This window comes from Xanthomonas sp. NCPPB 2933 (assembly GCF_056725225.1).
On record NZ_CM161518.1, the window covers coordinates 3,633,067 to 3,655,796 of the forward strand.

Sequence of the window (22,730 nt, forward strand, 5' to 3'; positions counted from 1 at the left end):
CATCCAATCGATATGCTCGATTTAGCAACCATTGCTGCTGCGATGGGCATCTCGAAGCGCGCTGTTGAGATGCGCGCGATAAAGGAAAAATGGGCTTACCAAACGCGAGCAAGTCGTGGTGGTGCCAAGCGTTACTACGCCGCCAATGGGCTACCAGCCGAGGTGCAGGCTGCGCTGTTTCTCCGCTCTGGTGTACTAAGCCCCTCCAGTGCCGCCGTGGAGCGTGTACGCGAGCGCCGGCCGACAGCCGTCGCCAGCGCTGCGCATATCCAATCCGCATGGCAACGCTATGAGGCAGTGCCCCAGCATCTGAAAGCGGAGGCATCACGCCGGCTGCGCGCCCTGCAGGCGGTCGAACAGCTGGTAGCCGAGGGCCATCCTTTGCTGGACGCACGCACGTTGGTCGCCGCGCAGTTGCAACGCGACAACGTGCGCGGTGCCAGCGAAGCGAGCCTGGCGCGCTGGGCTGCACAAGTTGCAGGCGTAGAGAAGCAGCACCGCTTGGCGATGCTGGTGCCGGCTTATACCGGTCGCACCGTCACTGCCGAGATCCCGGCAGAGGCGTGGGATCTGTTTAAAGCCGATTACCTCCGCGTCGAAGCGCCCACTGCCAGCAGCTGCTACGACCGAGTGACGCGCATCGCGCAGGTCAAGCAGTGGGTGCTTCCATCCTTGAAGACGTTCCAACGTCGCATCAAGGCCGAACTGCCGCGCGGTGTGCTGGTACTCGCTCGCCAGGGCCAAGAGGCGTTCAACCGCACGTTCCCCGCGCAGGAGCGCGATCGCAGCATCTTCCATGCACTAGAAGCAGTGAACGCCGACGGCCACAAGTTCGACGTGTTCGCCAAGTGGCCGGACGGCACCATCGCGCGCCCGATCATGGTGGGCGTGCAAGACCTCTATAGCGGCAAGTTGCTGGGGTATCGGATCGGCGAGACCGAATCGGCCGACCTTGCCCGCTTCGCCTTCCGCGATGTGGTCGAGCGCTACGGCATCCCGGAAAAAGTGTGGCTGGACAACGGTCGCGGCTTTGCCTCGAAGATGCTGACCGGCGGCACCGCCAACCGCTTCCGGTTCAAGGTGCGCGAGGACGATCCGACCGGCGTCCTCACCGCGATGGGTTGCGAGATCCACTGGGCCACGCCGTACCACGGCCAGGCCAAGCCGATCGAGCGCACCTGGCGGGATCTGTGCGATCGCGTTGCCAAGCATCCGGCCTTCGCTGGCGCCTATACCGGCAACAAGCCCGACGCCAAGCCGGAGAACTACGGAAGCAAGGCCGTGCCGCTGGATGAGTTCGTGCGCGTCCTCAACGAAGAAGTCGCCGCGCACAACGCCCGTGGCTCACGACGCACACGCGTAGCAGCCGGCGGCAGCTTCGATCAGGCCTTCGCCGCCAGCTATGCCCAATGCACGATCCGCAAGGCCTCCGGTGAGCAGCTGCGCCAGATGCTGCTGGCCACCGACGTGGTCACCAGCGACAGCCGCGATGGAAGCGTGCGTTTGTCTGGCAACCGCTATTGGTCCGAAGCGATCGCGCCCTACGCCGGGCAGAAGCTGATGCTGCGCTTTGATCCAGAGCATCTGCACACCGAAGTCCAGGTGTACACGCTGGCCAACGTCTACCTGGGCGAAGCGGAGTGCATCGCAGCGGTGGGCTTCGCCGACACGGGTGCAGCGCGTGAGCATGCGCGTGCCAAGAAGCAGTTCCGCCGCGCCACCAAACAGCAGCTGGACGCAGAGCGTCGGATGGATGTCGCCAGCGTCGCGGCGCAGTTGCCCTCGCCGATGCCCGAAGAGCTACCGCCAGCCGGTGTCATCGCGCCCTTGTTTGGACGCCGCAAGCCGGCGCCGGTTCCGCAGGGCGAGGTGCTGCAACGCACCGGTACCGACGATCACGACAGCGCGTTTGCTTCGTTGATGGAGCGGATGGCCGCTGAGCAGCAAGCCACCTCGCTGTGGCGTGTGCCAGGAGATGACCAATGAGCGTCAACAAAGCCACGCAGCCAGGTGGCCACCTTGCAAACCGCCGCGCATGGCTGAGCGATTACCTACAGACCAGCTGCCCGGACCGCTACCGCTCGAATGTCCGCATTCAAACCGGCGTCGATCAGCGCAGCAACCCACGCGCCGGCAAAGCCGGCAGCGCACTGCTCAAGCGCCAGCAGATGCGCGCCAGCCTCGCCCGCCAGCCTTTGAATCCCCGTCCCTATTTGTTGCCCAAGGAAATGCGCCTGATGAGCGTCACCACTCTGCCCACCACCACAACGGAACTGTCGCCCGAACACCTCGCCGCTCTACGTGAGCGCGTCCGCGTCCTGGTCCAGGACGATCCCACTTACACCCAGGCGCGTATCGCCCGTGAGGCCGATGTCAGCAGCACCACGCTGTCCCAGTTCCTGGGCGGCACATACGCAGGCAGCGTGCAGAACGTCGCACGCAAGCTACAGAACTGGACCAAGGCGCTGGACGAGCGCACCAGCACCGGTCGCCTGCCCGAAGGTCCGGAATGGGTGCCCACGCCGACCAGCGAGAAGATTCTGGCCGGCCTGCGTTATGCCCAGATGGCTGGCGATGTGGTGTTGATCGTCGGCGGCGCCGGCCTGGGCAAGTCCAAGACGATCCAGCGTTACACCAAGACCGCGCCGAACGTCTGGCACGTGGAACTGACACCGGCCACCGGCAGCGTGATGGGCTGTCTGCAGGAAATCGCGATCGCGCTGGGATTGCGTGACCTCACCAACTCGGCCGCGTTCCTGCAGCGCGCCATCTTCCAGCGCGTGCGCGAGACCAACGGCTTGCTGGTGCTGGATGAATCCCAGCACCTGAGTGTGCCGGCGCTGGATCAGGTGCGCGCCATCAACGACCAAACCGGCATCGGCCTGGTGCTATGCGGCAACGAGCGCGTGTACACGCAGATGAGCGGCGGCAACCGCGCGCCGTTCCTGGACCGTCTCTACAGCCGCATCGGCAAGAAGATCGTCCTGAAGAAGGCCACCGTGGGCGACGCGGACGCGATCATCGCCGCCTGGGGCATCGACGACAGTCCATGCAGGGATGCGATTCGGCAGATCGCCGCAACGCCTGGCGCGCTGCGCGTGCTCAACAAGGTGCTGCGCCTGGCTGCGACCTACGCCAAGGCCCAGGGACGTGCGATCGGCTGCAACGAGATCCGCCACGCGGCCAGCGAGCTGGGAGTGATGGCCTGATGGAACGCACCAGCATCCCGGTGATCACCGCCGATCTGATTACCGCCACCGCGCTGATCGGCAGTTTGCGCACCTCTGGCCTGCGCGAGCGCTGCCAGGTCGTGCAATCGATCGTTACCACCGGCAAGGCTGTGGACGAACTCACCGTGGGTGAGTTGGTCGCGCTCTCCAAACAGGTGCACGCCCATGGACAGTGATCCGCGCCGGGCACGGCATCCAGTGGGCTCGGGATTCGGCACGCCGCCCACTGGCGCGATGACGATCCCGGCATGCACGCAGCGCCAGCGCGACCTGGTGCGCTTCTATTTCAAGAATCGCGGCTTGCCCACCGTCTACCTCACCGAAGAACACCAAGGGCTGTTCAACCGCGCTGGCATCGCCTGGAGATACGGCGCGTTGCTGGACAAAACGTTGCGCGCGGTGAGCCAGGCAGCCGCGCAACGCCTCATCAATGTGGTCAAGGAGTCTGTGTGATGCACGCTTTGAATGCCGTTTGTACCCGCTTCAATGACCAATTGAAGGCCGCGATGGCGGCGATCCATCACCTCTCCGATCAGGGATGCGTGCCGCGCGAGATCCGTCTGAGCGATCGCCGGCCGGTGATCGTGATCGATAGGCCTGGCACGTTCATCCAGGGCGCCATGCGCCGCCGCGAGTGCGTCGGCGTCGTTGTGCGCTCGGTCATGGCCGCGCCGTTCCACGGCTGCCAGGTCGAGTGGGAAGTCAGCGAGCAGCGCGGCGTGCAGGTGCACCAGGCATGAGCGCTCCCTTCCAACCACTGGGCTGCGGCCTGCACGGCGTGCAGACCCGTCTCCCTGCGCCTAATGAGAAAGAACAGCACATGGCCAGCGCACGCGAAGAATCCCGCAACCGCATCGTCGCCGCTCTCGAAGCCAAAGGCGGGATGCTCACCGCTGCCCAACTGCGCGAGGAACTGAGCGACGTTGATGCCAGCCTCCGGTACATGGCGGTGTGCCATCTGACCAACACAGGTGTCATCGACAGCCAAGGCAGTGGCAGCAACATCATCTACTCCCTTGTGCGATCCACTGCGTCCGATAAACGCCAAGCACAGCCAGCGGCGGTAACCGCTCCCACGCCTACACCAGAGGTCGTCCCGAGTGCCGAGCCACCAGCAGCAGAAAAGGTTGAAAGCCGGGTGATCCACAAACTCCTGATAGGCACTGATGGTTGCGTCCAAGGATTGCGCCTTGAAGCGCGCCCGCCGCATGCCATCAACGAACGCATCGATGCGATTGCCGACGACCTGCAGGACGCGCTGGAAGACGCATGCAAGGCACAGCTCCCCCACGCACTCATCGCCGCCCTGGTAGCCAGCAGCGGTGCACTGCGCCGCGCCCGCAAAACCCTAACCGCGTGAGCTACCCGCCAGCCGGCGGCAACCGGCTCGGCAAGACCGACATCAAGGACCATCACTCATGATTCCAATTCCCGAAGGTTTCCGCCAAGACGCTCAAGGCCGTCTGGTCCCGGAAGTCCTTATCAAGCCGATCGATCTTGCACGCGATGAGCTGGTGCAGGAGATCATCCAGAAGGCCAAAGCCGTCAGCCGCACCATCGCCGAATTCAAGGCGGGCACATTTGGCGATATCGAGGCATTCGTGCAACTGAGCGCCGAGCAGTACCGAGTACGCCTGGGCGGCAAGAAAGGCAATGTGCAGCTGCTGTCATTCGACGGACGCTACAAGGTGCTGCGCGCTAATCAGGAGAACATCGCCTTTGATGAGCGCCTGCAGGCCGCCAAGGATCTGATCGACCAGTGCCTGACCGAGTGGACCGAAGGCGCTCGCAGCGAACTGCGCGCCCTCATCAACGATGCCTTCCGGGTCGACCAGGCTGGCAACATCCGCACCGGCCAAGTGCTCTCGCTGCGTCGCCTGGCGATTGACGATCCCCGCTGGCAAGAGGCCATGTTGGCCATTGCTGAGGCCGTGCAGGTGGTGGGCTCCAAGAGCTATGTGCGCGTGTACGAGCGCGACTCCCAGGGCGAGTACCGCCCGATCGCCCTCGACATCGCGGGGGCATGACCATGCTGATGCTCATGCACACGGGTGGTGGGATGCAGCCCATCGATCTTCCTGCGATTGGTGGCGCATTTGGCATCGCCGACGATTGCGTACGTAGTGAGATCGAGCTCCATGCGCGACAGCAGTACGCCGAAGGCATGCTGTTCTTCGACACCAGCCGGGCGGTCAGCGATGGTACAGATGGCCAGCGCGACCTGGCTGTGGTGCAGCGCGCTATGGACTACATCGCTGCACGCGGCGATGTGTGGCCCTGGCGGCTCAAACGGCACATCAGCATCCCCACGCTAGTCCGCTTCGAGGACAAAGACGCGGAGGTGCCGGCATGAAGGCGTGGTGCTGGCCTAGCGGCCTGATCGAGTTCGGCTCGCGCACACCAAACGGCGCCATCCAGATCGCCTCCGGCAAAGAAGTGGCGCTACGACGCACGGTCGATGTGCTTGCACGTCACGGCAAAGGCGCCAGCGCTGGCTGCCTACTGGTGCCCGGCGTCCCCGAAGCAGCGCAGGACGAAACCGACGCGGCCAAGGGCGACGCCTTGGCTGCATGGTTGAAGTGGTGCGCAGGTCTGAAGCACCACGGTGTGAAGTTCTATCCGATGAAGGAGCAGGCCAATGGCGATCACTGACAACAACACCGCCAACGAAGTGAACACCTTGCTCAACTGGCTGTTCCCCTCTGCCGGTCGCCGGCATGCCGTGACGCGCGACGCCGCAATGAAGGCTGCGGAGCAGTTGGCCAACAAAGCCCACCGGCAGCTGGTCGACGGCGTGCATGGCGCAAAGATCCGCGACGCCGTGCCGATCGATGAGTGGCGCTTCGATCCCATCGACAACGGAGGCCGTTGACCATGAGCCTGGCACTGTCCACACGCAAGACGCAGCTGGCCAAGATCCACATGGCAGCCAAGCAGAAAGGCCTGGATGAAGCGACCTATCGCGCGCTACTGGTGCGCATCACCGGCAAAGACTCGGCGGCCAAGATGACCGCCGAGGAACGCGCACTGGTGATTGCCGAGTTCGTGCGGCTGGGATTCAAGGATGTGCAGTACACCGGACGTAAGCGTCAGTGGCCGGGCCAGCCGAAGAACGTGGATGAGGTGCCGATGCTGCGCAAGGTCCAGGCCCTACTGGCAGATGCCAAGCGCCCCTGGGCGTATGCCCACAACACCGCAAAGCAGATGTTCCAAGTGGACCGAGTGGATTTCCTCAATGGAGCTCAGCTTCACAAGCTGATTGCTGCACTACAAATACACGCAGGCCGGCATTTCAAAGACTCTGGAGATGCAGCTGGAGTGAAATCTGAAGATTTCGCAGCTTAGCCACTAACGGATCAACATCGAACTGCACCAAGCCGTAATTAGAGCTTTGGACGCCTTGCTCCGCACATTCATTCGCTGCATTCGATATGTCCTTAAGCACCCCCTCAACCATGTAGTGATAAACAGCTTCCAATATCCCAGCATCCTGGAATATAGGCTTAAGCTCCTTAATCTCCCAATTAGCTACGTCGTAAGCCCTTCTGAGATCTTGAACAGCACCCATCAAGTCTCCGAAAGCGTCGTCAATTGAAAAACGCTCATCGCGGTCCTGCTTTAGATGGTTCAATCTGTCATGAAAGATCCTGACATGGTCTATGTGATCGGATATGTCAGTAGTAATTCTGCTTGCGAGACCACGAACAGCCCTCTTCTTCTGTTTTTCACCCTCCTCAACTCTAGCCCTTTCATCCTTGATCAATTTTATATTCTGCTCATGCTGATTTTTTGCAATTGCTATGGCCACGCCTATAGCGACAACCGAGCCTACTGCCTGTACGACGGCCGACCAGGCTTGCCAAGTTGCAGCTATCTCTGGAGTCACGAGACCAATCCTTCGAAGATGACGGAGAGGAGATTCTAATGCGTGCCACTTGTCCCGAGTGCGGCACCCAGGCACATATCACTGCCTTCTTCGTGGAAGAAGATGGCAAGCGCCTGGCCATGACCGTGGCACCTATGCCGCCCGATCTAGGCCGGGCGACACTGGCCTACCTTGGGCTGTTCAAGCCCGCCAAGACTAGCCTGCGGATCGGCCGCGCTGCCAAGATCGCTGCAGAGGTCGCCGAGCTGGTGGCCACCGGCTCGGTCTGCAAGGACGAGCGTGCCGGCGTGCGGCGCCCGGCCAGTGCCGGCATGTGGGCAACGGCGATGGAGCAAATGGTCACCCAGCGCGCCGCGCTGTCGCTGCCGCTGGAATCGCACGGCTACCTGCGTGCGGTGGTATTTGGTCTGGCCGATAAGGCCGATGCCGCGAACGAGCGTCAGCGTGAGTCTGATGCGCGCGTAGGAAAACACCTCAGTGGCGGGTCAGTGAACCTCCCGCCTCCGGCGGAGTCCAAGCTGCAGAACGCCATCGCCTTCATCGATCGTCACATGGAGCTCGGCGCGATCACGCCAGAGGAAGCCGAAGTGCAGGTCGCGGAAGCACGCGCCAAGTACGGTGCGTTGGCATGAGCGACCAGGGCGATCTGTGGGGCACGCCCACCGGCTTGGCAGCGCTCGCGCTGATCGAGCGCGGGACCGTGGATGTGCCCGAAGATCGCTGGGCGCCGATGCTGGCCTCGCTGGTGGCCGTGTTGGAGTCGACCTATCGCCGTTTGGGTCTAGGCGATGCGCAGGCGGCAAAGCTGGCCACGGCAGGCGTACTGGCCCAGGCAGAGTACGCGGGCGGCCGCATGCTCTATCTGCCGCGCGGTGATCGGCTACGCAAGGCGCTGCGCGATGCAGAGATTTACCACCGCGCCCGGCGCGGTAATATTCGCCAGCTTGCTGACGAATACGGACTGACGGACATCCACATCTATCGGATCTGCCGTGAGCAAAAGGAGCTGCATCTCTCCAAGGTGCAGGGGAGCTTTAAATTCGATGGACGGGGGGAAGGATGAAGCTGGAGAGTAGGAAACTGAGATTCACACTTGTGGTTGCCGCACTGGCATGCGTGGGCTTAGCTATCTTTCTGGGTCCCGCGATAGTGAAGAAGGCAAATGCTAAAAAGCTGATCGCAGAGCAGCTGATAGATCCGTCTTCCGCCCAGTTTAGGAATTTGAAAGTAAGTCCTGACGGAGCCGTCGTCTGCGGCGAGATGAATGGAAAGAACCAATTCGGGGCTTACGTTGGGTTCCAGAAGTTCTGGGTTCGAAATGGCGAAAATGGCAGACTTGAGCCATCGTCAGATACCAACCCATTCGATCAGCTGACATGGGCACATCAGTGGGGCTTATGTAGCGGGATTGATCTCGTTGGAAGCCTCCGCAAGTAAACACAAACCTCGCCACCGAGTGGGGTTTTTTTATTGCACTAACACAGGCTAATCCCGGCACATCGCCCCGCGCGCGCAAGGTGTGCATACCGGGGGAACGTGGCTCGCAACGAGCCACCAGCACACATCGCACCCCGCTCCCGCCGGCGTAGGTCACAAGACTTGCGCCGGCTTCACACCAGGAGTGCGTATGTCACCTAATAACCCGTTTGTTCGCGCCGTCTCGTCGGTCAGTTCGCTGCTGGACCGGATCGGTTTCATCTGGCTATGGCTGGTCGTCAGCCTGTTCCTGCTGCTGATCGTCGCGCTGATCAATCCGATCCTGCTGGCCAGCTACATCTGGGCGGCGAGCAAGATCACCATGGCCGCCACCATCGGCTTCGGCGTGGATCTCACCGTGTTTCGTGGCGCGGACCCGCGCTATCTGGAAGGCATCGAGAAGTCCATGGCGCAGACGCGCCGCGTCACCCTGCTGGGTTGCGCAATGCTGGCCGCAGGGCTGATCGGATGAACCGCTGGAAGGCATTCTGGTCGCGCCATCATGCGGTGCTGTTCCTGGTGCTGTCGTCGCTGGTTCCGCTGGCCGCTCTGATCCTCATCAACCCGGCCAGCGCCGCCACCGTGCAGGCTGCCAAGCCACAAGTGCGGGTCGCGCCTGCCTCTGCGCTGTATCGCCATCGTGTCGAACAAGCGGTGGCGCGGGCGTGGGGCGTGGAAGGCTCCAGCGCTCGCTTGGCCGCGCAGCTGCATCAGGAGTCCGGCTTTCGGGCTGACGCCAAGTCGCCCGTTGGTGCGCAGGGCATCGCTCAGTTCATGCCCAAGACGGCGAGCTGGATCGCCACGGTGTATCCGAAGGACCTGGTCAGTTTCGATCCCTGGAATGCGCAGCAGGCCATCCTGGCCGCTGCGCTCTACGACCGCTGGCTGCTCGATCGCGTCATGGCCTACGGCCCGCGTCCACTGTCCGACTGTTCGCGCTGGGCCTTCACCTTCCGCGCCTACAACGGCGGGGAGACGATGCTCAATCGTGAGCGCAGTGCCGCCTACAAGGCCGGCGCGAACGCCAACGACTGGCGCGCTGTCGAGCCTTATCGCGTGCGGGCCACGTGGGCGCACAAGGAAAACACCCACTACCCGCGTCGGATCTTGCTCACCCTGGAACCTGCGTATCTGGCGGCCGGTTGGCCGGGAGGTGCGGCATGCACCTAGAGCTCGAAGCCCTGAAACGCGCCAGCACGCGCAGCACGGTCACGGGGCTGCTGCCCGTCATCGGATGGGCGCTTGTCCTGCTGCTGGTGGCAGCACTGCTTGCCGGCATCTGGGCCGGCAATCGCTGGGCCGAGGGCAGGCAGGCCGTACAAGACCGCACCGAGCTGCGCACCTACATCAAAGAGCTGCAGGTCGAGGTCAAGCATCTGCGGCAAACCAGCGCGGACAGCGCCGTTAGTTACCGCCAGGCCATCGCGCGCCTGGACGCCATCGCTACCCTGAGAGAAGAAGACCGTGAAACCAACCGACTGCAGGCCGACGCCGTGCGTGCCAGCCTGGATGCGCTTCTGCGGGCACGTCCTGATCTGCGCGATGGTCGCGCTGGTGCTGACGTCCTGCGGCACTGGCGCGAAAGCAACACGCGCCCCTCCACCAAACCCGCCGCCGCCAACGATTCCAAGCAACCTGCGCCAGCAGTGCCCGGATCTGCCGCAGCCTCCCAACGATCTGTGGGGAACGTTGCTGGGCAACCACGACCAGGTCGCGGCGCAGTACCACGACTGCCAGAGCAGCATGCACCGGCTGACGCAGGCCGTAAGCGAGTGGGAAACCACCGCGTGGGCCTGGTACTGCAAGGCACTGGAACAAGCGGAGTTGAACGCAAAGGAGTGTCGCGGTGAAGCGCAAGCCCGGAGCAACGGAGGCCGAGTTGATCCGCCTGCGAAATGATTACGAGGCACGCGCTCGCTTGTGCCATGACCAGGCCAAGAAGTTGACCGGCGATCGCGCAGCGGCGCTGCGTGGCCAAGCGCGTGCCTATGAAGGATGCGCGCTCGACATCAACGATTTGGCCCTGGGCCGGGAGCACCCCTGTGCACGACGCGGCTGACAAAGCGAACGAAGACGAAGCGCGCGCCTGGGAGCTGTTCGACGCAGACCGGCGCGATCGCGAAGAGCGGCACACCCTGGAGCGCGCGCGCGTCTTCAATCGTGTGGTGCAGATGCACTGCCTCGAATGCGGCGATGAGGTGCCACAGGCGCGCCAGCTGGCGCTGCCATACACCCGCCGCTGCTTCCGTTGTGCCGACCAGGTCGAACGCCGATGAGCGACTTCGTGATTCCGCTACTCGTGGGCGTGCTCGTGCTGGCGGCGGGCAACCTGCTGCTGGGCATGGTGATGGTCTGGCGGCATTCGGGCCTGGCCGAGCGCGTCGCCCGGCTGGAGATCTATCAGCAGGCCAACCTCACGCATGCCGAAACCCGGCAGATCTACGAGCGCCTGTCCTCGATCGAGGGCCAGGTGCAAGCCACCAACCGTGTGATGCAAACGGTCCAAGAACATCTGTTGGAGAACGATTGATGACCCAGAAAACTTTTGCCGAGCGCTTGCGCGAGGACCGGCGCCTGGTGCTGCTGCGGCTGCTGTTTGAGCAGATCGGCTACCGGGCCAACTCCAGCATCCTGCACGCCGGTCTTGACTACCTGGCCGTGGCCAGCAGCCGCGACGATGTGCTCACCGACCTGGCCTGGTTGCGCGATCAGGCGCTGGTGCGCCTGGTCGAAACGGTGCCGGGTGTCCAGGTGGCCGAGCTGTCTGCACGTGGCATGGATGTGGCACGCGGGATGGCGGTGGTTCCCGGCGTCAGCCGCCCGAGCCCGAAGTAAGCGCATGGCCCGTCGTCGTACCAAGTCCAGCATCACCCGACTGCCTGCCGACCAGAAAGCGCACGTGGAGCGCCTGCTGCGCGAAGGGCGTCTGACCCTGGACGAAATGATTGCCGAGCTGCAGCGCACCTTTCCTGGCAGCGCTGCGGCGGACGTGTCGCGCTCGGCCTTGCACCGCTACGACCGTGGCATGGCAGAGCTGACGGCGCGCATGCGTGAAATCGACCAGGCCGCGCAAGCCCTGGTCGGAGAGATGGGCGAAGGCATCGGTGAGAAGTCCGGCGCATTGCTTGCCCAGGCCGTGACCACGCTGGCCACCGACGCGGCGCTCAAGATGCAGACGCAGGAAAAAGTCAGCGTGGACGACATCCGCAAGATGGCCCGCGCCGCCAAGGATGCGATCGACACGCAGCGTGTCGGCATCAACGTGCGCAAGGCGATCGCCGCCGAGGCCCGCGAGCAGCTGCTGCGCGAGCAGGCCGCGAATCTGGACAAGGTGGTCAAAAGCGGCGGTCTGTCGGAAGACGCGGCCGCCTCGATGCGCAGGCAGATCCTGGGGCTCGCCACATGAGCAGCCCGCTCGATGCCGACCTCCCGCGCTCTGCGGCCCGCCAGGTCAACTCGTCTACCGATGCGGTGCTGCTGCCCTATCAGCGCGACTGGGTTGCCGATCGCAGCGACCTCAAGGTTGCCGAGAAGAGTCGCCGCATCGGCCTGACCTGGGCCGAGGCATCCGACGATGTACTCATTGCATCCAGCTCCCGCCAGGCGGGGGGCATGAACGCTTACTACATCGGCTACAACATGGACATGGCCATCGAGTACATCGAGGCCTGCGCCATGTGGGCACGTGTGTTCAACCAGGCGGCCGAGGCGATCGAAGAAGGTGAGGAGGTCTTCAAGGACGGCGACGATGAGAAGGCGATCAAGACCTACACCATCCGTTTCGCGTCCGGTTTCCGCATCGTGGCCCTGTCCTCCCGACCGGCCAACCTGCGCGGCAAGCAAGGCGTGGTGGTGATCGATGAGGCCGCATTCCACGGCGCGCTCGATGAGCTGCTCAAGGCTGCGTTGGCGCTGCTGATCTGGGGCGGCAAGGTGCGCGTGATCAGCACGCACGATGGCGACCAGAACACGTTCAACGAACTGGTCAACGAGATCCGCTCGGGTGCGCGCAAAGGCAGCGTGCACCGCACCAGTTTCAAGGAGGCAGTGGATCAAGGACTGTTCGGCCGCGTGTGCATGCGCAAGGGCGTGCCATGGGATGCGGATGCCCAGGCCAAGTGGGTCGCAGACGTGTACGCGTTCTACGGTGCCGCCGCCGAGGAAGAGTTGGACGTGGTGCCGTCGCAAGGCACCGGTGCCTGGCTGAGTTCCTCGCTGATCGAATCGCGGATGTATGGCGCGCCGGTGCTGCGTTACAACGCGCCCAAGGGCTTCGAGCAGCTGCCCGACGGCGAGCGCTGGCGCACGATCCAGGAATGGCTGGACTTCGAAGTGCGCCCCCGCCTGCAGCAGCTGAACCCGGATCTGCAAAGCGTGTTCGGCCAGGACTTCGGCCGCACGGGCGACCTCACGGTGATGGTGCCGGCGCAGATCCAGCAGAACCTGCGCCGCAAGATCCCGTTCATCGTCGAGCTGCGGAACATGCCGCACAAGCAGCAGGACCAGATTGCGCAGTTCGTGATCAAGGGCCTGCCACGCTTCGTCAAGGCGGCCGTGGACGCACGTGGCAACGGCCATGCGGTCTCCGAGTTTTTGGCGCAGGAGTTCGGCTTTAGCCGGGTTGCGCTGGTGATGGCTACGGAGGGCTGGTATCGCGAAAACATGCCGCCACTGAAAAAGGCGTTCGAAGACGACACGATCGCGGTGCCGCGCGACAAAGACGTGCTGACCGACCTGCGCGCGATCAAGGTCATCAAGGGCGTGGCGCGCGTACCCGATCGCAGCGTGGGCAAGGACGGTGGCCAACGACACGGGGATGCCGGCATTGCGATCGCGCTCATGTACTACGCGAGCCGTCATCCCGGCGCAGAGATCGCGTGGACATCGGCTCCGCGCGGCAGCCGCGGTTATGACACAGAGGCAGACGACAACGACATCGACATTCCGGAACAGCAAGCATGGTGAGCACCTCCCGCATCCTTGGCCCCGATGGCCAGCCCATTCAATTGCGCGACCTGGACGAGCCGCAAACCAGCCGCGTCGGGCATTTGCATCAAGAGTTTCAGGGCCACCCTGCGCGTGGCCTGACGCCGTCCAAACTCAATAGCATCCTGCTGGCCGCCGAGCAGGGCGATGTGATCGCCCAGTACGAGCTGTTCGAGGACATGGAAGAGCGCGATGGCCACATCCTCTCCGAGATGAGCAAGCGGCGACGCGCGGTGTCTGGCCTGGCGTGGGAGATCGAACCACCGGCCAACCCGACCCCTGCCGAGAAACGCAACGCGGTCGAGCTGCAGGCGTTGATCGGCAGCATCGACGACTTCGAAGCCATGCTGTTCGACACCACCGATGCGATCGGCAAGGGCTTCGTTAGCCAGGAGATCGAATGGCAGCGGCTGGGCAGCAGCTGGGTGCCCAAGTCGATCGAGCACCGCCCGCAATCGTGGTTCCGGTTGCACCGTGGCTATCGTCAGCAGATCCGTCTGCGTGACAACTCACCGGACGGCGCAGAGCTGATCCCGTTCGGCTGGATCACCCACACGCATAAGGCCCGCAGCGGCTACGTGGAGCGCGCCAGCTTGTTCCGCGCCCTGGTGTGGCCGTATCTGTTCAAGAACTACAGCGTGGGCGACCTGGCCGAGTTCCTGGAGATCTACGGCATTCCGATGCGGGTGGGCAAGTACCCGCCCGGCGCCAGCGAAAAGGAGAAGGCAACGCTGCTGCGCGCCTTGGTGCAGATCGGTCACAACGCGGCCGGCATCATCCCGGACGGCATGACGCTGGACTTCCCGACGGTCGCCGATGGCGATCCCAAGGCGTTCGAGTTGATGATGGATTGGTGCGAGCGCACCGAGAGCAAAGTCATCCTGGGCGCCACGCTGACCAGCCAGGCCGATCGCGGCAGCAACACCAACGCGCTGGGCAACGTGCACAACGAAGTCCGCAAGGAGCTGAAGGACTCCGATGCCAAGCAGGTTGCAGCCACGCTTTCGCGCGACCTGGTCTATCCGATCGCGGTGCTCAACGGCCTGGCGCCCGATGGCTATCTGCGATGCCCGCGCCTAAAGCTGGATATTGCCGAGAGCAAGGACATCACCGTTTTTGCCGAAGCGCTGCCGAAGCTGGTTGGGATGGGCATGCGCATCAATCGTGGCTGGGCACACACCGAGCTGGGCATCCCGCAGGCAGAAGCCAACGACAAGGATGTGCTGGTGCCGCTGCAGGAGGCCGCCCCGCCCACACCGCAACCTAGCAAGGTCGCTGCGGCCACTGCCGCTGTCGCGCGTCCTGCCGCAGCACCTGCAGATCGCGAGGACCAATTGACCGTGCTACTTCAGCGCCAGGCAGACCCGGCAATCAAGGACATGGTCGACCAGGTCAAAGCGCTGGTCGACGCTTCGGACTCGCTGGACGCATTGCTTGCGGGGCTGAGCCAACTGCAGACGACGATGTCCGTCGACGCTCTGACCGCTGCGATGGGTGAAGCGCTGGCCGTGGCGGGAATCGCCGGCATGTCGGATGCATGGGACGACGCCGATGGCTGAGATCTCCGGCAGCTTCCGCGCGTTCCCCGAGGCGCGCGACTACTTCCAGCGCAAGCTCAATCTGCCGACCTGGCGCTGGGACGAACTGTGGCAAGCGCAGCACGCCAAGGCCTTCACCGTGGCCGGGGCGACCAAGGATGCACTGCTGGAAGATCTGCGCCAGGCAGTGGCGGCAGCGATCAATGACGGCGAGACCATCGCCGACTTCCGCGCCCGCTTCAGTGGGATCGTGGCGCGCAATGGCTGGGTGGGCTGGACCGGCTCGGAGACGGCCGCACGCACGGCCTGGCGCACCTCGATCATCTACCACACCAATCTGCGCACCTCTTACCAGGCCGGCCGCTGGGAGACGCTCAAGGGCTTCCCTTACCTGAAGTACGTGCACAACACAGTGGCCAACCCGCGCGAGCAGCACCGGCGCTGGAACGGGCTGATCATCGCCACCGACGACCCGTGGTGGCGTGCCCATTACCCACCCAATGGCTGGGGCTGCCGCTGCACCGCCACCGGCGTGTCCGCAGCCCGACTGCGTGCGTTGGGCAAAGCGCAGCCCGACGCAGCGCCGGCAGACACACCAGGCGACCCACCGCCGGAGTGGGCCTACAACGTCGGCCAGGCGGCACAGCCATGACCGATGCATTGGTTGTCCTGATCGACGATGCGCAGGCCAAGCGCTGGTTCGCGCAGCTGCTCGATCGCAGTAGCGACATAAGTGGCCTGATGGCCGATATCGGCGAGACGTTGACCGAAAGCACGCAGGCGCGCTTCGCCACCGGCATCGGGCCTGACGGCGTTGCCTGGGAGCCGTTGGCCGATGGCAGCGGCCGCACGCCGCTACGCGACTCGGGGCGGATGCGCGATGAGATCTTTCCCAGCGCCGGTCCGGATTGGGTGGAGATCAGTGCGACCGCCAAGCAGGCACGGTGGCACCAGGAGGGCACCGACCCCTACGTGATCGAGGCCAAGAACGGCAAGGCGCTGTTCTGGCCAGGCATGGGCACGCGTACCAGCAAGTCGGGCGCAGAGAAGCCCGCATTTGTGCAGAAGGTGCATCACCCCGGACTGCCGGCACGGCCGTTCCTGGGCATCAGCACCGAAGACGAAGCGGCGATCGACGCACTGGCGATCGCCTGGCTCGAACTGACCCCTGAATCCACCTGAGCGGGCGAGCCTCTCAAACGCGCCCCAGGGGCCTGCCAAGCCCCTCGGGCGCTCCCACCGTCCCTCGTCAGGGGGCCGTGGCCCACTGAGAGCGATTTAAACGGCTTTCAAACGCGCTTCAAGGCCGGCCCCTCCGCGCCACCGCCGCCGAAACCGTCCGGCCGCTTGTTCCGGTGGTATGTTTCCTCGCCCCTGCGATGCGCGCGCCCGAGCTGATCGAGGCACTAGCGCACGCTAGTCCCGAGCGCGGCGCCCCGGCGCCAACACTGGCCGGGATGAGCACTGCCACCCCCCGTTCTACCCAGCCCACTCGCCGCACAGGCGTTGCCCTGGCCGCGTGTGCATTCGCACTACCGCCAGTCGGCCCCGAGCTCACGCTGGACATCCAACTGACCCCGGCCGGTGCGTTCCGTCCGAGCGATGGCCGTGAGATGTCCGTACCGGCCTGGCACATCGACCAGGCCGTCGCCGCACGCGTCATGGAGCGCTTCAACGCGCGCCTCAATCCGCCCGTGGTGGATTACGAACACCAGACCCTGCACAAAGAGACCAACGGGCAGCCGGCGCCGGCGGCGGCCTGGATGCGAGCGCTGCAATGGCGCGACACCGGCCTGTGGGCAAGCGTTGAGCTGACCAGCCGCGCCGCCGAACTGATCCAAGCCGGTGAGTACCGGTATGTCTCCCCGGTGTTCCGCTACGACGAGAACACCGGGGACGTGCTGGCCATCGAGATGGCCGCGTTCACCAATCACCCCGCCATCGATGGCATGGAGCCGCTCGCCCGCCGCGCGGCCGCCACGTTCGGCTTCTCCGATCCCGACAAGGAACATTCAATGAATCCGCTGCTCAAGGCCATCCTGGCCGCACTCGCCCTGCCCGAGACCACCACCGAAGACCAGGCCATCGCCGCCTGTTCCGCACTCCGTCCGAAGCTGGACACGCTGGACCAGCTGGCCACCACCTTGGGCACTGGCCCCGAGGGCGCAGTTGCCGCCTGCAGCGCGCTCAAGACCAGGGCGGCCGCCGTACCCGACCCGGCCAAGTACGTGCCCGTCGGCGTGGTCGAGGAAATCAAGGGACAGCTGGCCGCCCTGTCGGCCGAGAACATCGACCGCAAGGTCAACGAGCTGGTCGACCAGGGCCTGGCCGATGGGCGTCTGCTGCCGGCGCAGAAAGACTGGGCGACTGGCCTGGGCAAGAGCGACATCGCCTCACTCACGTCCTACCTCGGCACCGCTCAGCCCCTCGCCGCGCTCAGCGCGACGCAAACCGGTGGCCGCCAGCCGACAGGCGGCAAGGACGAGAACGGCCTGACCGCCGATGAGCTGGCGGTGTGCAGCGCCACCGGCATCGACCCGAAGGACTTTGCGGCCAGCAAGCCCAAAGCCTGACCGCCTCTCATTTGATCCGACCCTGAGCGAGACACCCTCTCAATGACTGCAGCAATCGAAGGCCGCAATACCAAGCGGCGTAACGCCGACCGGGTAAGCCACCCGGTCAACCCCGGCACGACCATCTATGCGGGCACTCTTTTTGCCCTGCTGACCGCCAACGGCAACGCCGTGCCTGGTGGAACGGCGGCCTCCGGCAACGCGGTAGGCGTCGCCGAGGACACCGTAGCCGGCGACGGCACTGCCCGCGTGGAAGGCACACGGGCAGCCGCCTTCCAGTTCGCCAACAGCGCCGCCGCCGACCTGATCACGCGCGCCGACATCGGCAACACCGCGTTCATCGTCGACGACCAGACGGTGGCCAAGACCGACAACAGCGCCGCCCGCAAGGCGGCAGGCAAGATCATCGACGTGGACGCCGGTGGCGTCTGGGTCCTGGTCGGCTGATTCCACTTCACCCTCATTCCGACGAGAGATCCAGATGATCATCAACAAAGGCAATTTGACCAGCCTGCACATCGCCTTCAAGGCGGCGTTCCAAGGCGGTCTGGGGCAAGCGCCCACCCAGTACGAACCGTTCGTCACCGTTGTGCCGTCCACCACCGGCGCCGAGGAATACGGCTGGCTCGGTCAGATGCCGAATGTGCGCGAGTGGCTCGGCGATCGCGTCATCAACGGCATCCAGTCGCACGGCTACACGATCAAGAATAAGCCGTTCGAGCTCACCATCGCGGTGCCGCGCGACAAGATCGAAGACGACCAGTACGGCGTCTACACGCCGCTGTTCACGGAGATGGGTCGTGCCACCGCTGCGCATCCCGACCAGCTGGTGTTTAACCTGCTCAAGGCCGGCCCAACCACGCTGTGCTACGACGGGCAGAACTTCTTCGACACCGATCACCCGGTCATCAACGAAGACGGCACGACGGGCGTCCAGTCCAACTGGGACAACAACGGCGGTGCGGGCCTGGCCTGGTATCTGCTCGACAACTCGCGCGCGATCAAGCCGATCATCCTGCAGAACCGCAAGCTGCCCAACTTCGTGGCCAAGACCTCGGACACCGACGACAACGTGTTCGACAAGGGTGAATACGTCTACGGCAGCGACAGCCGCCGCAATGTCGGCTTTGGTTTCTGGCAGATGGCCTACGGCAGCCGCAAGCCGCTGACCGAAGAAAACCTCATCGCTGCGTACACCGAGTTCACCTCGCGCAAGGGCGACCACGGTCGACCGCTGGGCCTGAAGCCCACGCACCTGGTCGTGGCGCCGGCACAGAAGTTCACCGCTGCCAAGTTGGTCAGCGCGACCACGCTGACCAACGGCGCTGAAAACGTGCTCAAGGATCTGGTCAAGGTCGAGGACGTGGCCTGGTTGGCCTAACCGCCTGAGAACCCGGCCAGCACCTCGGTGCTGCGTTCTTTGCGGCTTCCGATCCGGGAAGGAGCCGCCCCATTCCGACATGGATCGCGGCCACAGGCCGCATCCACTCCCTGTTTCAGGAGATGGCACATGGCCACAAACAAAGTCACAGTCAAATCCAGGTCCGAGCATGGCCGCTGGCGCGCCGGTTTGCACTTCACCCGAGCCGGTCGACAACTCTCCGAAGACGATGGATTGACCGAAGACCAGCTGCGGGCGATCGCCGAGGACCCGGAGCTGGTCGTGCTGCCATTCGTGGAGTCTGACGAAGAGCGCATGGAGCGCGAAGCGATCGAGCAGGCGTCAGCCCAGAAGGCTGAGGCTGAGCGCATCGCCGCAGAAAAGCGGGCTGCAGAAAAGGCCGAGGCCGATCGCATCGCCGCAGAAAAGCGGGCCGCAGAAAAAGCGGAAGCCGATCGTATCGCCGCAGACAAGCAGGCTGCAGAAAAAGCCGAAGCCGATCGTATCGCCGCAGACAAGCAGGCTGCTGAGAAAGCGGCAGCCGGGGCTGCAGGTGCTGGTACGGCAAACGCAGCAGGCCGTGCATCTGGTAAAGGCACCAAGGCTGCAGCGGACAAGCCCGCCACAGAAAATAAGGGCGAATAAGCGATGCCCTACGTGACGCTCCTGCAGCTTGCCGAGATGCCCGGCGCGCTCGAACTGGCACAGGTCGCCAGCGACAAGCATCAGCGCCCGGTCGCCGCCGAGCTGATGGAGCTGACGCTGCGTGCCGGCGATCGCGGCGGCTACCCGGCCGTCGAGGTTGTCCACGCCGACGCAGCGGCTGCGCGCATTGCGCAGGCGATCGCCGAGGCCGATGCGGTGATCGATGGCTATCTCGGTCGCCGTTACACATTGCCGCTGCCCAACCCTCCCGCCATTCTCGTGACCTGGTCGCGGGCGATCGTTCGCTACAAGCTGCACAACGATCGCATCACCGACGACCGCACCGATCCGGTGGCACGCGACTACCGCGATGCGATGAAATTCTTGCAGCTGATCGCCGAGGGCAAGTTCAGCCTGGGAATCGAAGATCCGACCATTGGTGGTAGCGCACTGGGAGAGATACTTATCGATCCGGGCCACAAGGTCTTCGGGCGCAGGGTGATGCCGTAATGCTGGGCCCATTCCCGGTGAGTGCTGCAGTGGAGCGGCTGCGCCTGCGCGCTCCTGTGCTGCTTGGCGTTGGCAACGCTGCAGACCTTGCCACTGCCCTGGCGCAGCAGCCGCGTGTGGCCGTGAGCGCCTACATCACAGCGGCCGAGGTTGGCCGGGCGATCAAATACACCGGGCCACTGGCGATCCAGAACTGCGACGTGACCCTGCGCGTGGTGCTGTTCGTTCGCCACTACGGCGATGAGCAGACAGGTGGCGGCGCGCGCGTCCAGATGGATGAAGAAATCATCCCGCAAGTGCGCGCTGCGCTGTTCGGCTGGGCGCCGGTGGATGCCTTCGATGCTCTCTCATTCCAGGCCGGCCGCGATGAGAGTTATGCCGCCGGCTGGTTGGTCAGCCAGCAGGTGTTCGGCACCAATTACCGCATGTCCCATCAGGTCATCCCATGAACAAGCCAACCCCCATAAGCGGCGGCGCCTGGCGCGTCGTCGACGGTCAGTTGATCGACGAATCGACCGAGGCACCGCAGATCACGCAGGTCGTCGAGCCGATCTACGCCCATACCGACATCCGTCTGGGCGGCCCCGGTCTGCCGGTCCCCGACGCAGATGCCCCCACCCCTACGGCGCGAGCCGTCCGTTCTACCAAGCCCAAGGAATAAGCCAATGGCTCAGCCCAATCTCGAACCCTTCAAGCGACGCGGCCTGGCGCTGGCACTCCGCGCCGCTGCCAACATGCCCGTCGTCCCGAGCGCTGCCGCCAATGGCGTGCTGCTGTTCAACGGCACCTCTGGCACGGAGTTCGACAAGGTCGAACGCCCGATCGATCGCCCGCACTTCACTGGCCAGCCGTTCGCGGTCGGCAACAAGCGCGCCTTCATTGAAGGTGAGTTCGAGTTGTACCCGCCTGTTACGCCGGGTGCTGCTGCGACCAGCGACGCCAACTGCGCCGTGCTGCTTCTGCCCGCTGGTATGACCGTGGTCAAAGACGCAGCTGCCAAGACCACGCGTTACAACCCGATCAGCGCCAACATTCCGCTGTCGGATGCGAAGTGGTGGCATGCCGGCACGCTCAAGCAAGTCGCAGCGGCGCGCCACAACGTGTCCAGCCTGATCCTGGCGGTCGGCGATCGCTTCAAGGGCAACATCCGTATCCAGGGCGACTACGAAACGATCAACGAGGACGCGTTGCCGACCCTCACGCTGCCGGATACGGTGCCGGCGATCGCACGCGCCAACAACACCGAAACGCACATCACGCTGCTGCCAGGTGGCGCACCGTTGCTGTGCTGGGCCAAGTCGTTGTCGGTGGACTTCGCCAACACGATCACGCCCAAGGAATACACCAGCCACAAGGAAACCGGCATCACCGACCGTGCGCCGACCTGGACGCTGCGTATCGCCAAGACGGCACTGGCCGACTTCAACCCGTGGGCAGTGCGCGATGCGGCCACACCGATCACGGTGGCGCTGCGGTTGACGCCCACCAACCAGCTGTACAGCGAGCTGGGCATCCGTGGGCAGATCGAGTCCATCAACGAGACCGAGATCGATGGCGACTACGGCTGGGAATTGTCCGGCCCGTGCGTGGCCAGCGACACCGGCGGCGATGAGTTCTACATCGAGTTCGGCGATAGCACGCCGTAACCCTCCACGTTCCGTGTGACCAGACAGAAGCCCCGCCAAGTGCGGGGCCTTTGCATTAGCCGTTGTTAGTCCCGGCGCCATCGCGCGCGTGGGCAAAGTGGCCATACCCCGCGATCAAGCGGGCTTTAAACCACCTTCCCAAAGGATTCGAAACAATGCTCCGACTGACCAAGAGCGAGACCGTGGCAATGCCGGTCAAGCTGCGGCTACCCACCGACAATCCCAACTCCTTCAACGAAGGCACGATCACCTGCAAGGTGAAGATCATTTCCAAGGACCGCATGCGCGAGTTGTCGGAAAAGGACACCACCGACGCCGAGTACCTGGACCTGTTTCTGGTCGACGTGGACGGGTTGGGCGATGAGGACGCAAAACCCATCAATGGCGACGCCGCGCTGACTGAAGTCCGCACCGGCCAATGGTCCACCTTCCTGCAGGCAGCGATCCTGCAGGCTTATTTCGAGCAGTACGGCGACGCCCGCGTAAAAAACTCGAAGCCGTCGCGCGGGCGCTGATTGGGAAGGGTCCCCGCACTGGCGGTCAGGATCAGGACGATGAAGAACCTGATCTGGCCGTTAGTGCGGCGGATTTTTTACGCGACGGCGGTAACCCAGAGAAAGCCGTCGAGCTGATCGAAGTACTGCAAGAAAACTGGCAAGCCGTGATGGTATTTCGGCAATGTCGGGCGCACTGGATCACCGGTATGCATACGCCGATCTACGACGGCATCACTGCGATGGAACTGGAAGCTGCCGCGCGGCTTCACCGCATCGCACCCAGCGCCTACGACGACCTGGTCGCCTGCATCGCGGTGCTGGTGCAAGCCACTCGCCAGGCCAGAAACGAAGCAACCACATAG

Annotated in this window: 35 protein-coding genes; 34 read left to right on the forward strand and 1 reads right to left on the reverse strand. The window is 64.0% G+C overall.

From position 1 onward, the window contains the following. Nucleotides 1–69: 69 nt before the first annotated feature. Genes AC1PLU_RS14920 through AC1PLU_RS14970 form a run of 11 tightly spaced genes read left to right on the forward strand, consistent with a single transcriptional unit; the run spans nt 70 to nt 6,575 of the window. Complete coding sequence (locus tag AC1PLU_RS14920) at nt 70–1,986, forward strand: transposase domain-containing protein (RefSeq protein WP_481106618.1); 1,917 nt, start codon at nt 70–72, stop codon at nt 1,984–1,986. Next, nucleotides 1,983–3,209, forward strand: a complete 1,227-nt coding sequence (locus tag AC1PLU_RS14925) for an AAA family ATPase (RefSeq protein ID WP_481106619.1) — start codon at nt 1,983–1,985, stop codon at nt 3,207–3,209. Before AC1PLU_RS14920 ends, AC1PLU_RS14925 begins: the two co-directional genes overlap by 4 nt. Then, entirely contained in the window at nt 3,209–3,406 is a 198-nt protein-coding gene (locus AC1PLU_RS14930; protein WP_481106620.1) for a hypothetical protein, read from the forward strand. Before AC1PLU_RS14925 ends, AC1PLU_RS14930 begins: the two co-directional genes overlap by 1 nt. Beyond that, a complete protein-coding gene (locus AC1PLU_RS14935; protein ID WP_481106621.1) occupies nt 3,396–3,683 on the forward strand; it encodes a hypothetical protein in 288 nt (95 codons plus the stop codon). Before AC1PLU_RS14930 ends, AC1PLU_RS14935 begins: the two co-directional genes overlap by 11 nt. After that, nucleotides 3,683–3,970 (forward strand): hypothetical protein, encoded by a 288-nt coding sequence (locus tag AC1PLU_RS14940; RefSeq protein WP_481106622.1) that lies wholly within the window; start codon nt 3,683–3,685, stop codon nt 3,968–3,970. The genes AC1PLU_RS14935 and AC1PLU_RS14940 overlap by 1 nt, the downstream gene beginning before the upstream one ends. Then, on the forward strand, nt 3,967–4,590 hold the full coding sequence (locus AC1PLU_RS14945; protein WP_481106623.1) for a hypothetical protein: 624 nt from the start codon (nt 3,967–3,969) through the stop codon (nt 4,588–4,590). The genes AC1PLU_RS14940 and AC1PLU_RS14945 overlap by 4 nt, the downstream gene beginning before the upstream one ends. A gap of 58 nt (nt 4,591–4,648) precedes the next feature. After that, nucleotides 4,649–5,257 carry a DUF3164 family protein gene (locus AC1PLU_RS14950; protein WP_481106624.1) on the forward strand — a complete coding sequence of 203 codons (609 nt, stop codon included), beginning with the start codon at nt 4,649–4,651 and terminating at the stop codon, nt 5,255–5,257. Continuing rightward, nucleotides 5,254–5,583, forward strand: a complete 330-nt coding sequence (locus AC1PLU_RS14955; protein WP_481106625.1) for a hypothetical protein — start codon at nt 5,254–5,256, stop codon at nt 5,581–5,583. The genes AC1PLU_RS14950 and AC1PLU_RS14955 overlap by 4 nt, the downstream gene beginning before the upstream one ends. Beyond that, nucleotides 5,580–5,882: a hypothetical protein gene (locus AC1PLU_RS14960; protein ID WP_481106626.1), complete on the forward strand. Its 303-nt coding sequence runs from the start codon at nt 5,580–5,582 to the stop codon at nt 5,880–5,882. The genes AC1PLU_RS14955 and AC1PLU_RS14960 overlap by 4 nt, the downstream gene beginning before the upstream one ends. Beyond that, nucleotides 5,869–6,102, forward strand: a complete 234-nt coding sequence (locus AC1PLU_RS14965; RefSeq protein ID WP_057671372.1) for a hypothetical protein — start codon at nt 5,869–5,871, stop codon at nt 6,100–6,102. The genes AC1PLU_RS14960 and AC1PLU_RS14965 overlap by 14 nt, the downstream gene beginning before the upstream one ends. Before the next feature lie 2 nt (nt 6,103–6,104). Further along, the gene (locus tag AC1PLU_RS14970; protein WP_481106627.1) at nt 6,105–6,575 is read left to right on the forward strand and encodes a gp16 family protein; all 471 of its coding nucleotides are present in this window, start codon (nt 6,105–6,107) and stop codon (nt 6,573–6,575) included. Here AC1PLU_RS14970 and AC1PLU_RS14975 read toward each other — a convergent pair. After that, nucleotides 6,523–7,116 (reverse strand): hypothetical protein, encoded by a 594-nt coding sequence (locus AC1PLU_RS14975; RefSeq protein ID WP_481106628.1) that lies wholly within the window; start codon nt 7,114–7,116, stop codon nt 6,523–6,525. The genes AC1PLU_RS14970 and AC1PLU_RS14975 overlap by 53 nt on opposite strands. A gap of 38 nt (nt 7,117–7,154) precedes the next feature. On the opposite strand from AC1PLU_RS14975, the gene AC1PLU_RS14980 reads away from it, so the two are divergent. The 23 genes from AC1PLU_RS14980 (at nt 7,155) to AC1PLU_RS15090 (ending at nt 22,730) form a co-directional block, all read left to right on the forward strand. After that, nucleotides 7,155–7,748, forward strand: a complete 594-nt coding sequence (locus tag AC1PLU_RS14980; protein WP_481106629.1) for a hypothetical protein — start codon at nt 7,155–7,157, stop codon at nt 7,746–7,748. Further along, complete coding sequence (locus AC1PLU_RS14985; protein WP_228957685.1) at nt 7,745–8,179, forward strand: Mor transcription activator family protein; 435 nt, start codon at nt 7,745–7,747, stop codon at nt 8,177–8,179. Before AC1PLU_RS14980 ends, AC1PLU_RS14985 begins: the two co-directional genes overlap by 4 nt. A gap of 564 nt (nt 8,180–8,743) precedes the next feature. Continuing rightward, on the forward strand, nt 8,744–9,064 hold the full coding sequence (locus AC1PLU_RS14990) for a putative holin (protein ID WP_057671361.1): 321 nt from the start codon (nt 8,744–8,746) through the stop codon (nt 9,062–9,064). Beyond that, entirely contained in the window at nt 9,061–9,762 is a 702-nt protein-coding gene (locus AC1PLU_RS14995; protein WP_481106630.1) for a transglycosylase SLT domain-containing protein, read from the forward strand. Before AC1PLU_RS14990 ends, AC1PLU_RS14995 begins: the two co-directional genes overlap by 4 nt. Continuing rightward, nucleotides 9,753–10,442 (forward strand): hypothetical protein, encoded by a 690-nt coding sequence (locus AC1PLU_RS15000; protein ID WP_481106631.1) that lies wholly within the window; start codon nt 9,753–9,755, stop codon nt 10,440–10,442. The genes AC1PLU_RS14995 and AC1PLU_RS15000 overlap by 10 nt, the downstream gene beginning before the upstream one ends. Nucleotides 10,443–10,580: 138 nt before the next feature. Beyond that, nucleotides 10,581–10,868, forward strand: coding sequence for a TraR/DksA C4-type zinc finger protein (locus tag AC1PLU_RS15005; RefSeq protein ID WP_116903908.1), 288 nt, complete (start codon nt 10,581–10,583; stop codon nt 10,866–10,868). Continuing rightward, a complete protein-coding gene (locus AC1PLU_RS15010; protein ID WP_116903907.1) occupies nt 10,865–11,122 on the forward strand; it encodes a hypothetical protein in 258 nt (85 codons plus the stop codon). The genes AC1PLU_RS15005 and AC1PLU_RS15010 overlap by 4 nt, the downstream gene beginning before the upstream one ends. Beyond that, nucleotides 11,122–11,427 (forward strand): VpaChn25_0724 family phage protein, encoded by a 306-nt coding sequence (locus tag AC1PLU_RS15015; protein WP_116903906.1) that lies wholly within the window; start codon nt 11,122–11,124, stop codon nt 11,425–11,427. Before AC1PLU_RS15010 ends, AC1PLU_RS15015 begins: the two co-directional genes overlap by 1 nt. 4 nt (nt 11,428–11,431) lie before the next feature. Continuing rightward, the gene (locus AC1PLU_RS15020) at nt 11,432–11,998 is read left to right on the forward strand and encodes a phage protein Gp27 family protein (protein ID WP_481106632.1); all 567 of its coding nucleotides are present in this window, start codon (nt 11,432–11,434) and stop codon (nt 11,996–11,998) included. Continuing rightward, nucleotides 11,995–13,557, forward strand: coding sequence for a hypothetical protein (locus tag AC1PLU_RS15025; protein WP_481106633.1), 1,563 nt, complete (start codon nt 11,995–11,997; stop codon nt 13,555–13,557). Before AC1PLU_RS15020 ends, AC1PLU_RS15025 begins: the two co-directional genes overlap by 4 nt. Further along, nucleotides 13,551–15,137 carry a DUF935 domain-containing protein gene (locus AC1PLU_RS15030; RefSeq protein ID WP_481106634.1) on the forward strand — a complete coding sequence of 529 codons (1,587 nt, stop codon included), beginning with the start codon at nt 13,551–13,553 and terminating at the stop codon, nt 15,135–15,137. Before AC1PLU_RS15025 ends, AC1PLU_RS15030 begins: the two co-directional genes overlap by 7 nt. Continuing rightward, nucleotides 15,130–15,768, forward strand: a complete 639-nt coding sequence (locus tag AC1PLU_RS15035; RefSeq protein WP_481106635.1) for a phage head morphogenesis protein — start codon at nt 15,130–15,132, stop codon at nt 15,766–15,768. The genes AC1PLU_RS15030 and AC1PLU_RS15035 overlap by 8 nt, the downstream gene beginning before the upstream one ends. Continuing rightward, nucleotides 15,765–16,298: a phage virion morphogenesis protein gene (locus AC1PLU_RS15040; protein ID WP_057671340.1), complete on the forward strand. Its 534-nt coding sequence runs from the start codon at nt 15,765–15,767 to the stop codon at nt 16,296–16,298. The genes AC1PLU_RS15035 and AC1PLU_RS15040 overlap by 4 nt, the downstream gene beginning before the upstream one ends. Nucleotides 16,299–16,573: 275 nt before the next feature. Beyond that, nucleotides 16,574–17,689: a phage protease gene (locus AC1PLU_RS15045; protein WP_481106636.1), complete on the forward strand. Its 1,116-nt coding sequence runs from the start codon at nt 16,574–16,576 to the stop codon at nt 17,687–17,689. A 42-nt stretch (nt 17,690–17,731) separates the two neighbouring features. Then, nucleotides 17,732–18,136 (forward strand): hypothetical protein, encoded by a 405-nt coding sequence (locus AC1PLU_RS15050; protein WP_227971370.1) that lies wholly within the window; start codon nt 17,732–17,734, stop codon nt 18,134–18,136. A gap of 34 nt (nt 18,137–18,170) precedes the next feature. Next, nucleotides 18,171–19,070 carry a Mu-like prophage major head subunit gpT family protein gene (locus tag AC1PLU_RS15055; protein ID WP_481106637.1) on the forward strand — a complete coding sequence of 300 codons (900 nt, stop codon included), beginning with the start codon at nt 18,171–18,173 and terminating at the stop codon, nt 19,068–19,070. Between the two features lie 129 nt (nt 19,071–19,199). Continuing rightward, nucleotides 19,200–19,715, forward strand: coding sequence for a hypothetical protein (locus AC1PLU_RS15060; RefSeq protein WP_481106638.1), 516 nt, complete (start codon nt 19,200–19,202; stop codon nt 19,713–19,715). 12 nt (nt 19,716–19,727) lie between these two features. Continuing rightward, nucleotides 19,728–20,225, forward strand: a complete 498-nt coding sequence (locus tag AC1PLU_RS15065) for a gp436 family protein (protein ID WP_481106639.1) — start codon at nt 19,728–19,730, stop codon at nt 20,223–20,225. Beyond that, nucleotides 20,225–20,674 (forward strand): phage tail terminator protein, encoded by a 450-nt coding sequence (locus AC1PLU_RS15070; protein WP_481106640.1) that lies wholly within the window; start codon nt 20,225–20,227, stop codon nt 20,672–20,674. The genes AC1PLU_RS15065 and AC1PLU_RS15070 overlap by 1 nt, the downstream gene beginning before the upstream one ends. After that, the gene (locus AC1PLU_RS15075; protein WP_481106641.1) at nt 20,671–20,886 is read left to right on the forward strand and encodes a hypothetical protein; all 216 of its coding nucleotides are present in this window, start codon (nt 20,671–20,673) and stop codon (nt 20,884–20,886) included. The genes AC1PLU_RS15070 and AC1PLU_RS15075 overlap by 4 nt, the downstream gene beginning before the upstream one ends. Nucleotides 20,887–20,890: 4 nt before the next feature. Then, entirely contained in the window at nt 20,891–21,871 is a 981-nt protein-coding gene (locus AC1PLU_RS15080) for a hypothetical protein (RefSeq protein WP_057671329.1), read from the forward strand. A 155-nt stretch (nt 21,872–22,026) separates the two neighbouring features. Then, nucleotides 22,027–22,386 carry a hypothetical protein gene (locus AC1PLU_RS15085; RefSeq protein WP_116903881.1) on the forward strand — a complete coding sequence of 120 codons (360 nt, stop codon included), beginning with the start codon at nt 22,027–22,029 and terminating at the stop codon, nt 22,384–22,386. Beyond that, on the forward strand, nt 22,290–22,730 hold the full coding sequence (locus tag AC1PLU_RS15090) for a hypothetical protein (protein ID WP_481106642.1): 441 nt from the start codon (nt 22,290–22,292) through the stop codon (nt 22,728–22,730). The genes AC1PLU_RS15085 and AC1PLU_RS15090 overlap by 97 nt, the downstream gene beginning before the upstream one ends.

Bases quoted from the DNA above. Each gene is read 5' to 3' on its own strand.
- AC1PLU_RS14920 (WP_481106618.1), top strand. From the start codon at position 70: ATGCGCGCGATAAAGGAAAAATGGGCTTACCAAACGCGAGCAAGTCGT.
- AC1PLU_RS14925 (WP_481106619.1), top strand. From the start codon at position 1,983: ATGAGCGTCAACAAAGCCACGCAGCCAGGTGGCCACCTTGCAAACCGC.
- AC1PLU_RS14930 (WP_481106620.1), top strand. From the start codon at position 3,209: ATGGAACGCACCAGCATCCCGGTGATCACCGCCGATCTGATTACCGCC.
- AC1PLU_RS14935 (WP_481106621.1), top strand. From the start codon at position 3,396: ATGGACAGTGATCCGCGCCGGGCACGGCATCCAGTGGGCTCGGGATTC.
- AC1PLU_RS14940 (WP_481106622.1), top strand. From the start codon at position 3,683: ATGCACGCTTTGAATGCCGTTTGTACCCGCTTCAATGACCAATTGAAG.
- AC1PLU_RS14945 (WP_481106623.1), top strand. From the start codon at position 3,967: ATGAGCGCTCCCTTCCAACCACTGGGCTGCGGCCTGCACGGCGTGCAG.
- AC1PLU_RS14950 (WP_481106624.1), top strand. From the start codon at position 4,649: ATGATTCCAATTCCCGAAGGTTTCCGCCAAGACGCTCAAGGCCGTCTG.
- AC1PLU_RS14955 (WP_481106625.1), top strand. From the start codon at position 5,254: ATGACCATGCTGATGCTCATGCACACGGGTGGTGGGATGCAGCCCATC.
- AC1PLU_RS14960 (WP_481106626.1), top strand. From the start codon at position 5,580: ATGAAGGCGTGGTGCTGGCCTAGCGGCCTGATCGAGTTCGGCTCGCGC.
- AC1PLU_RS14965 (WP_057671372.1), top strand. From the start codon at position 5,869: ATGGCGATCACTGACAACAACACCGCCAACGAAGTGAACACCTTGCTC.
- AC1PLU_RS14970 (WP_481106627.1), top strand. From the start codon at position 6,105: ATGAGCCTGGCACTGTCCACACGCAAGACGCAGCTGGCCAAGATCCAC.
- AC1PLU_RS14980 (WP_481106629.1), top strand. From the start codon at position 7,155: ATGCGTGCCACTTGTCCCGAGTGCGGCACCCAGGCACATATCACTGCC.
- AC1PLU_RS14985 (WP_228957685.1), top strand. From the start codon at position 7,745: ATGAGCGACCAGGGCGATCTGTGGGGCACGCCCACCGGCTTGGCAGCG.
- AC1PLU_RS14990 (WP_057671361.1), top strand. From the start codon at position 8,744: ATGTCACCTAATAACCCGTTTGTTCGCGCCGTCTCGTCGGTCAGTTCG.
- AC1PLU_RS14995 (WP_481106630.1), top strand. From the start codon at position 9,061: ATGAACCGCTGGAAGGCATTCTGGTCGCGCCATCATGCGGTGCTGTTC.
- AC1PLU_RS15000 (WP_481106631.1), top strand. From the start codon at position 9,753: ATGCACCTAGAGCTCGAAGCCCTGAAACGCGCCAGCACGCGCAGCACG.
- AC1PLU_RS15005 (WP_116903908.1), top strand. From the start codon at position 10,581: ATGAAGGATGCGCGCTCGACATCAACGATTTGGCCCTGGGCCGGGAGC.
- AC1PLU_RS15010 (WP_116903907.1), top strand. From the start codon at position 10,865: ATGAGCGACTTCGTGATTCCGCTACTCGTGGGCGTGCTCGTGCTGGCG.
- AC1PLU_RS15015 (WP_116903906.1), top strand. From the start codon at position 11,122: ATGACCCAGAAAACTTTTGCCGAGCGCTTGCGCGAGGACCGGCGCCTG.
- AC1PLU_RS15020 (WP_481106632.1), top strand. From the start codon at position 11,432: ATGGCCCGTCGTCGTACCAAGTCCAGCATCACCCGACTGCCTGCCGAC.
- AC1PLU_RS15025 (WP_481106633.1), top strand. From the start codon at position 11,995: ATGAGCAGCCCGCTCGATGCCGACCTCCCGCGCTCTGCGGCCCGCCAG.
- AC1PLU_RS15030 (WP_481106634.1), top strand. From the start codon at position 13,551: ATGGTGAGCACCTCCCGCATCCTTGGCCCCGATGGCCAGCCCATTCAA.
- AC1PLU_RS15035 (WP_481106635.1), top strand. From the start codon at position 15,130: ATGGCTGAGATCTCCGGCAGCTTCCGCGCGTTCCCCGAGGCGCGCGAC.
- AC1PLU_RS15040 (WP_057671340.1), top strand. From the start codon at position 15,765: ATGACCGATGCATTGGTTGTCCTGATCGACGATGCGCAGGCCAAGCGC.
- AC1PLU_RS15045 (WP_481106636.1), top strand. From the start codon at position 16,574: ATGAGCACTGCCACCCCCCGTTCTACCCAGCCCACTCGCCGCACAGGC.
- AC1PLU_RS15050 (WP_227971370.1), top strand. From the start codon at position 17,732: ATGACTGCAGCAATCGAAGGCCGCAATACCAAGCGGCGTAACGCCGAC.
- AC1PLU_RS15055 (WP_481106637.1), top strand. From the start codon at position 18,171: ATGATCATCAACAAAGGCAATTTGACCAGCCTGCACATCGCCTTCAAG.
- AC1PLU_RS15060 (WP_481106638.1), top strand. From the start codon at position 19,200: ATGGCCACAAACAAAGTCACAGTCAAATCCAGGTCCGAGCATGGCCGC.
- AC1PLU_RS15070 (WP_481106640.1), top strand. From the start codon at position 20,225: ATGCTGGGCCCATTCCCGGTGAGTGCTGCAGTGGAGCGGCTGCGCCTG.
- AC1PLU_RS15075 (WP_481106641.1), top strand. From the start codon at position 20,671: ATGAACAAGCCAACCCCCATAAGCGGCGGCGCCTGGCGCGTCGTCGAC.
- AC1PLU_RS15080 (WP_057671329.1), top strand. From the start codon at position 20,891: ATGGCTCAGCCCAATCTCGAACCCTTCAAGCGACGCGGCCTGGCGCTG.
- AC1PLU_RS15085 (WP_116903881.1), top strand. From the start codon at position 22,027: ATGCTCCGACTGACCAAGAGCGAGACCGTGGCAATGCCGGTCAAGCTG.
- AC1PLU_RS15090 (WP_481106642.1), top strand. From the start codon at position 22,290: ATGGTCCACCTTCCTGCAGGCAGCGATCCTGCAGGCTTATTTCGAGCA.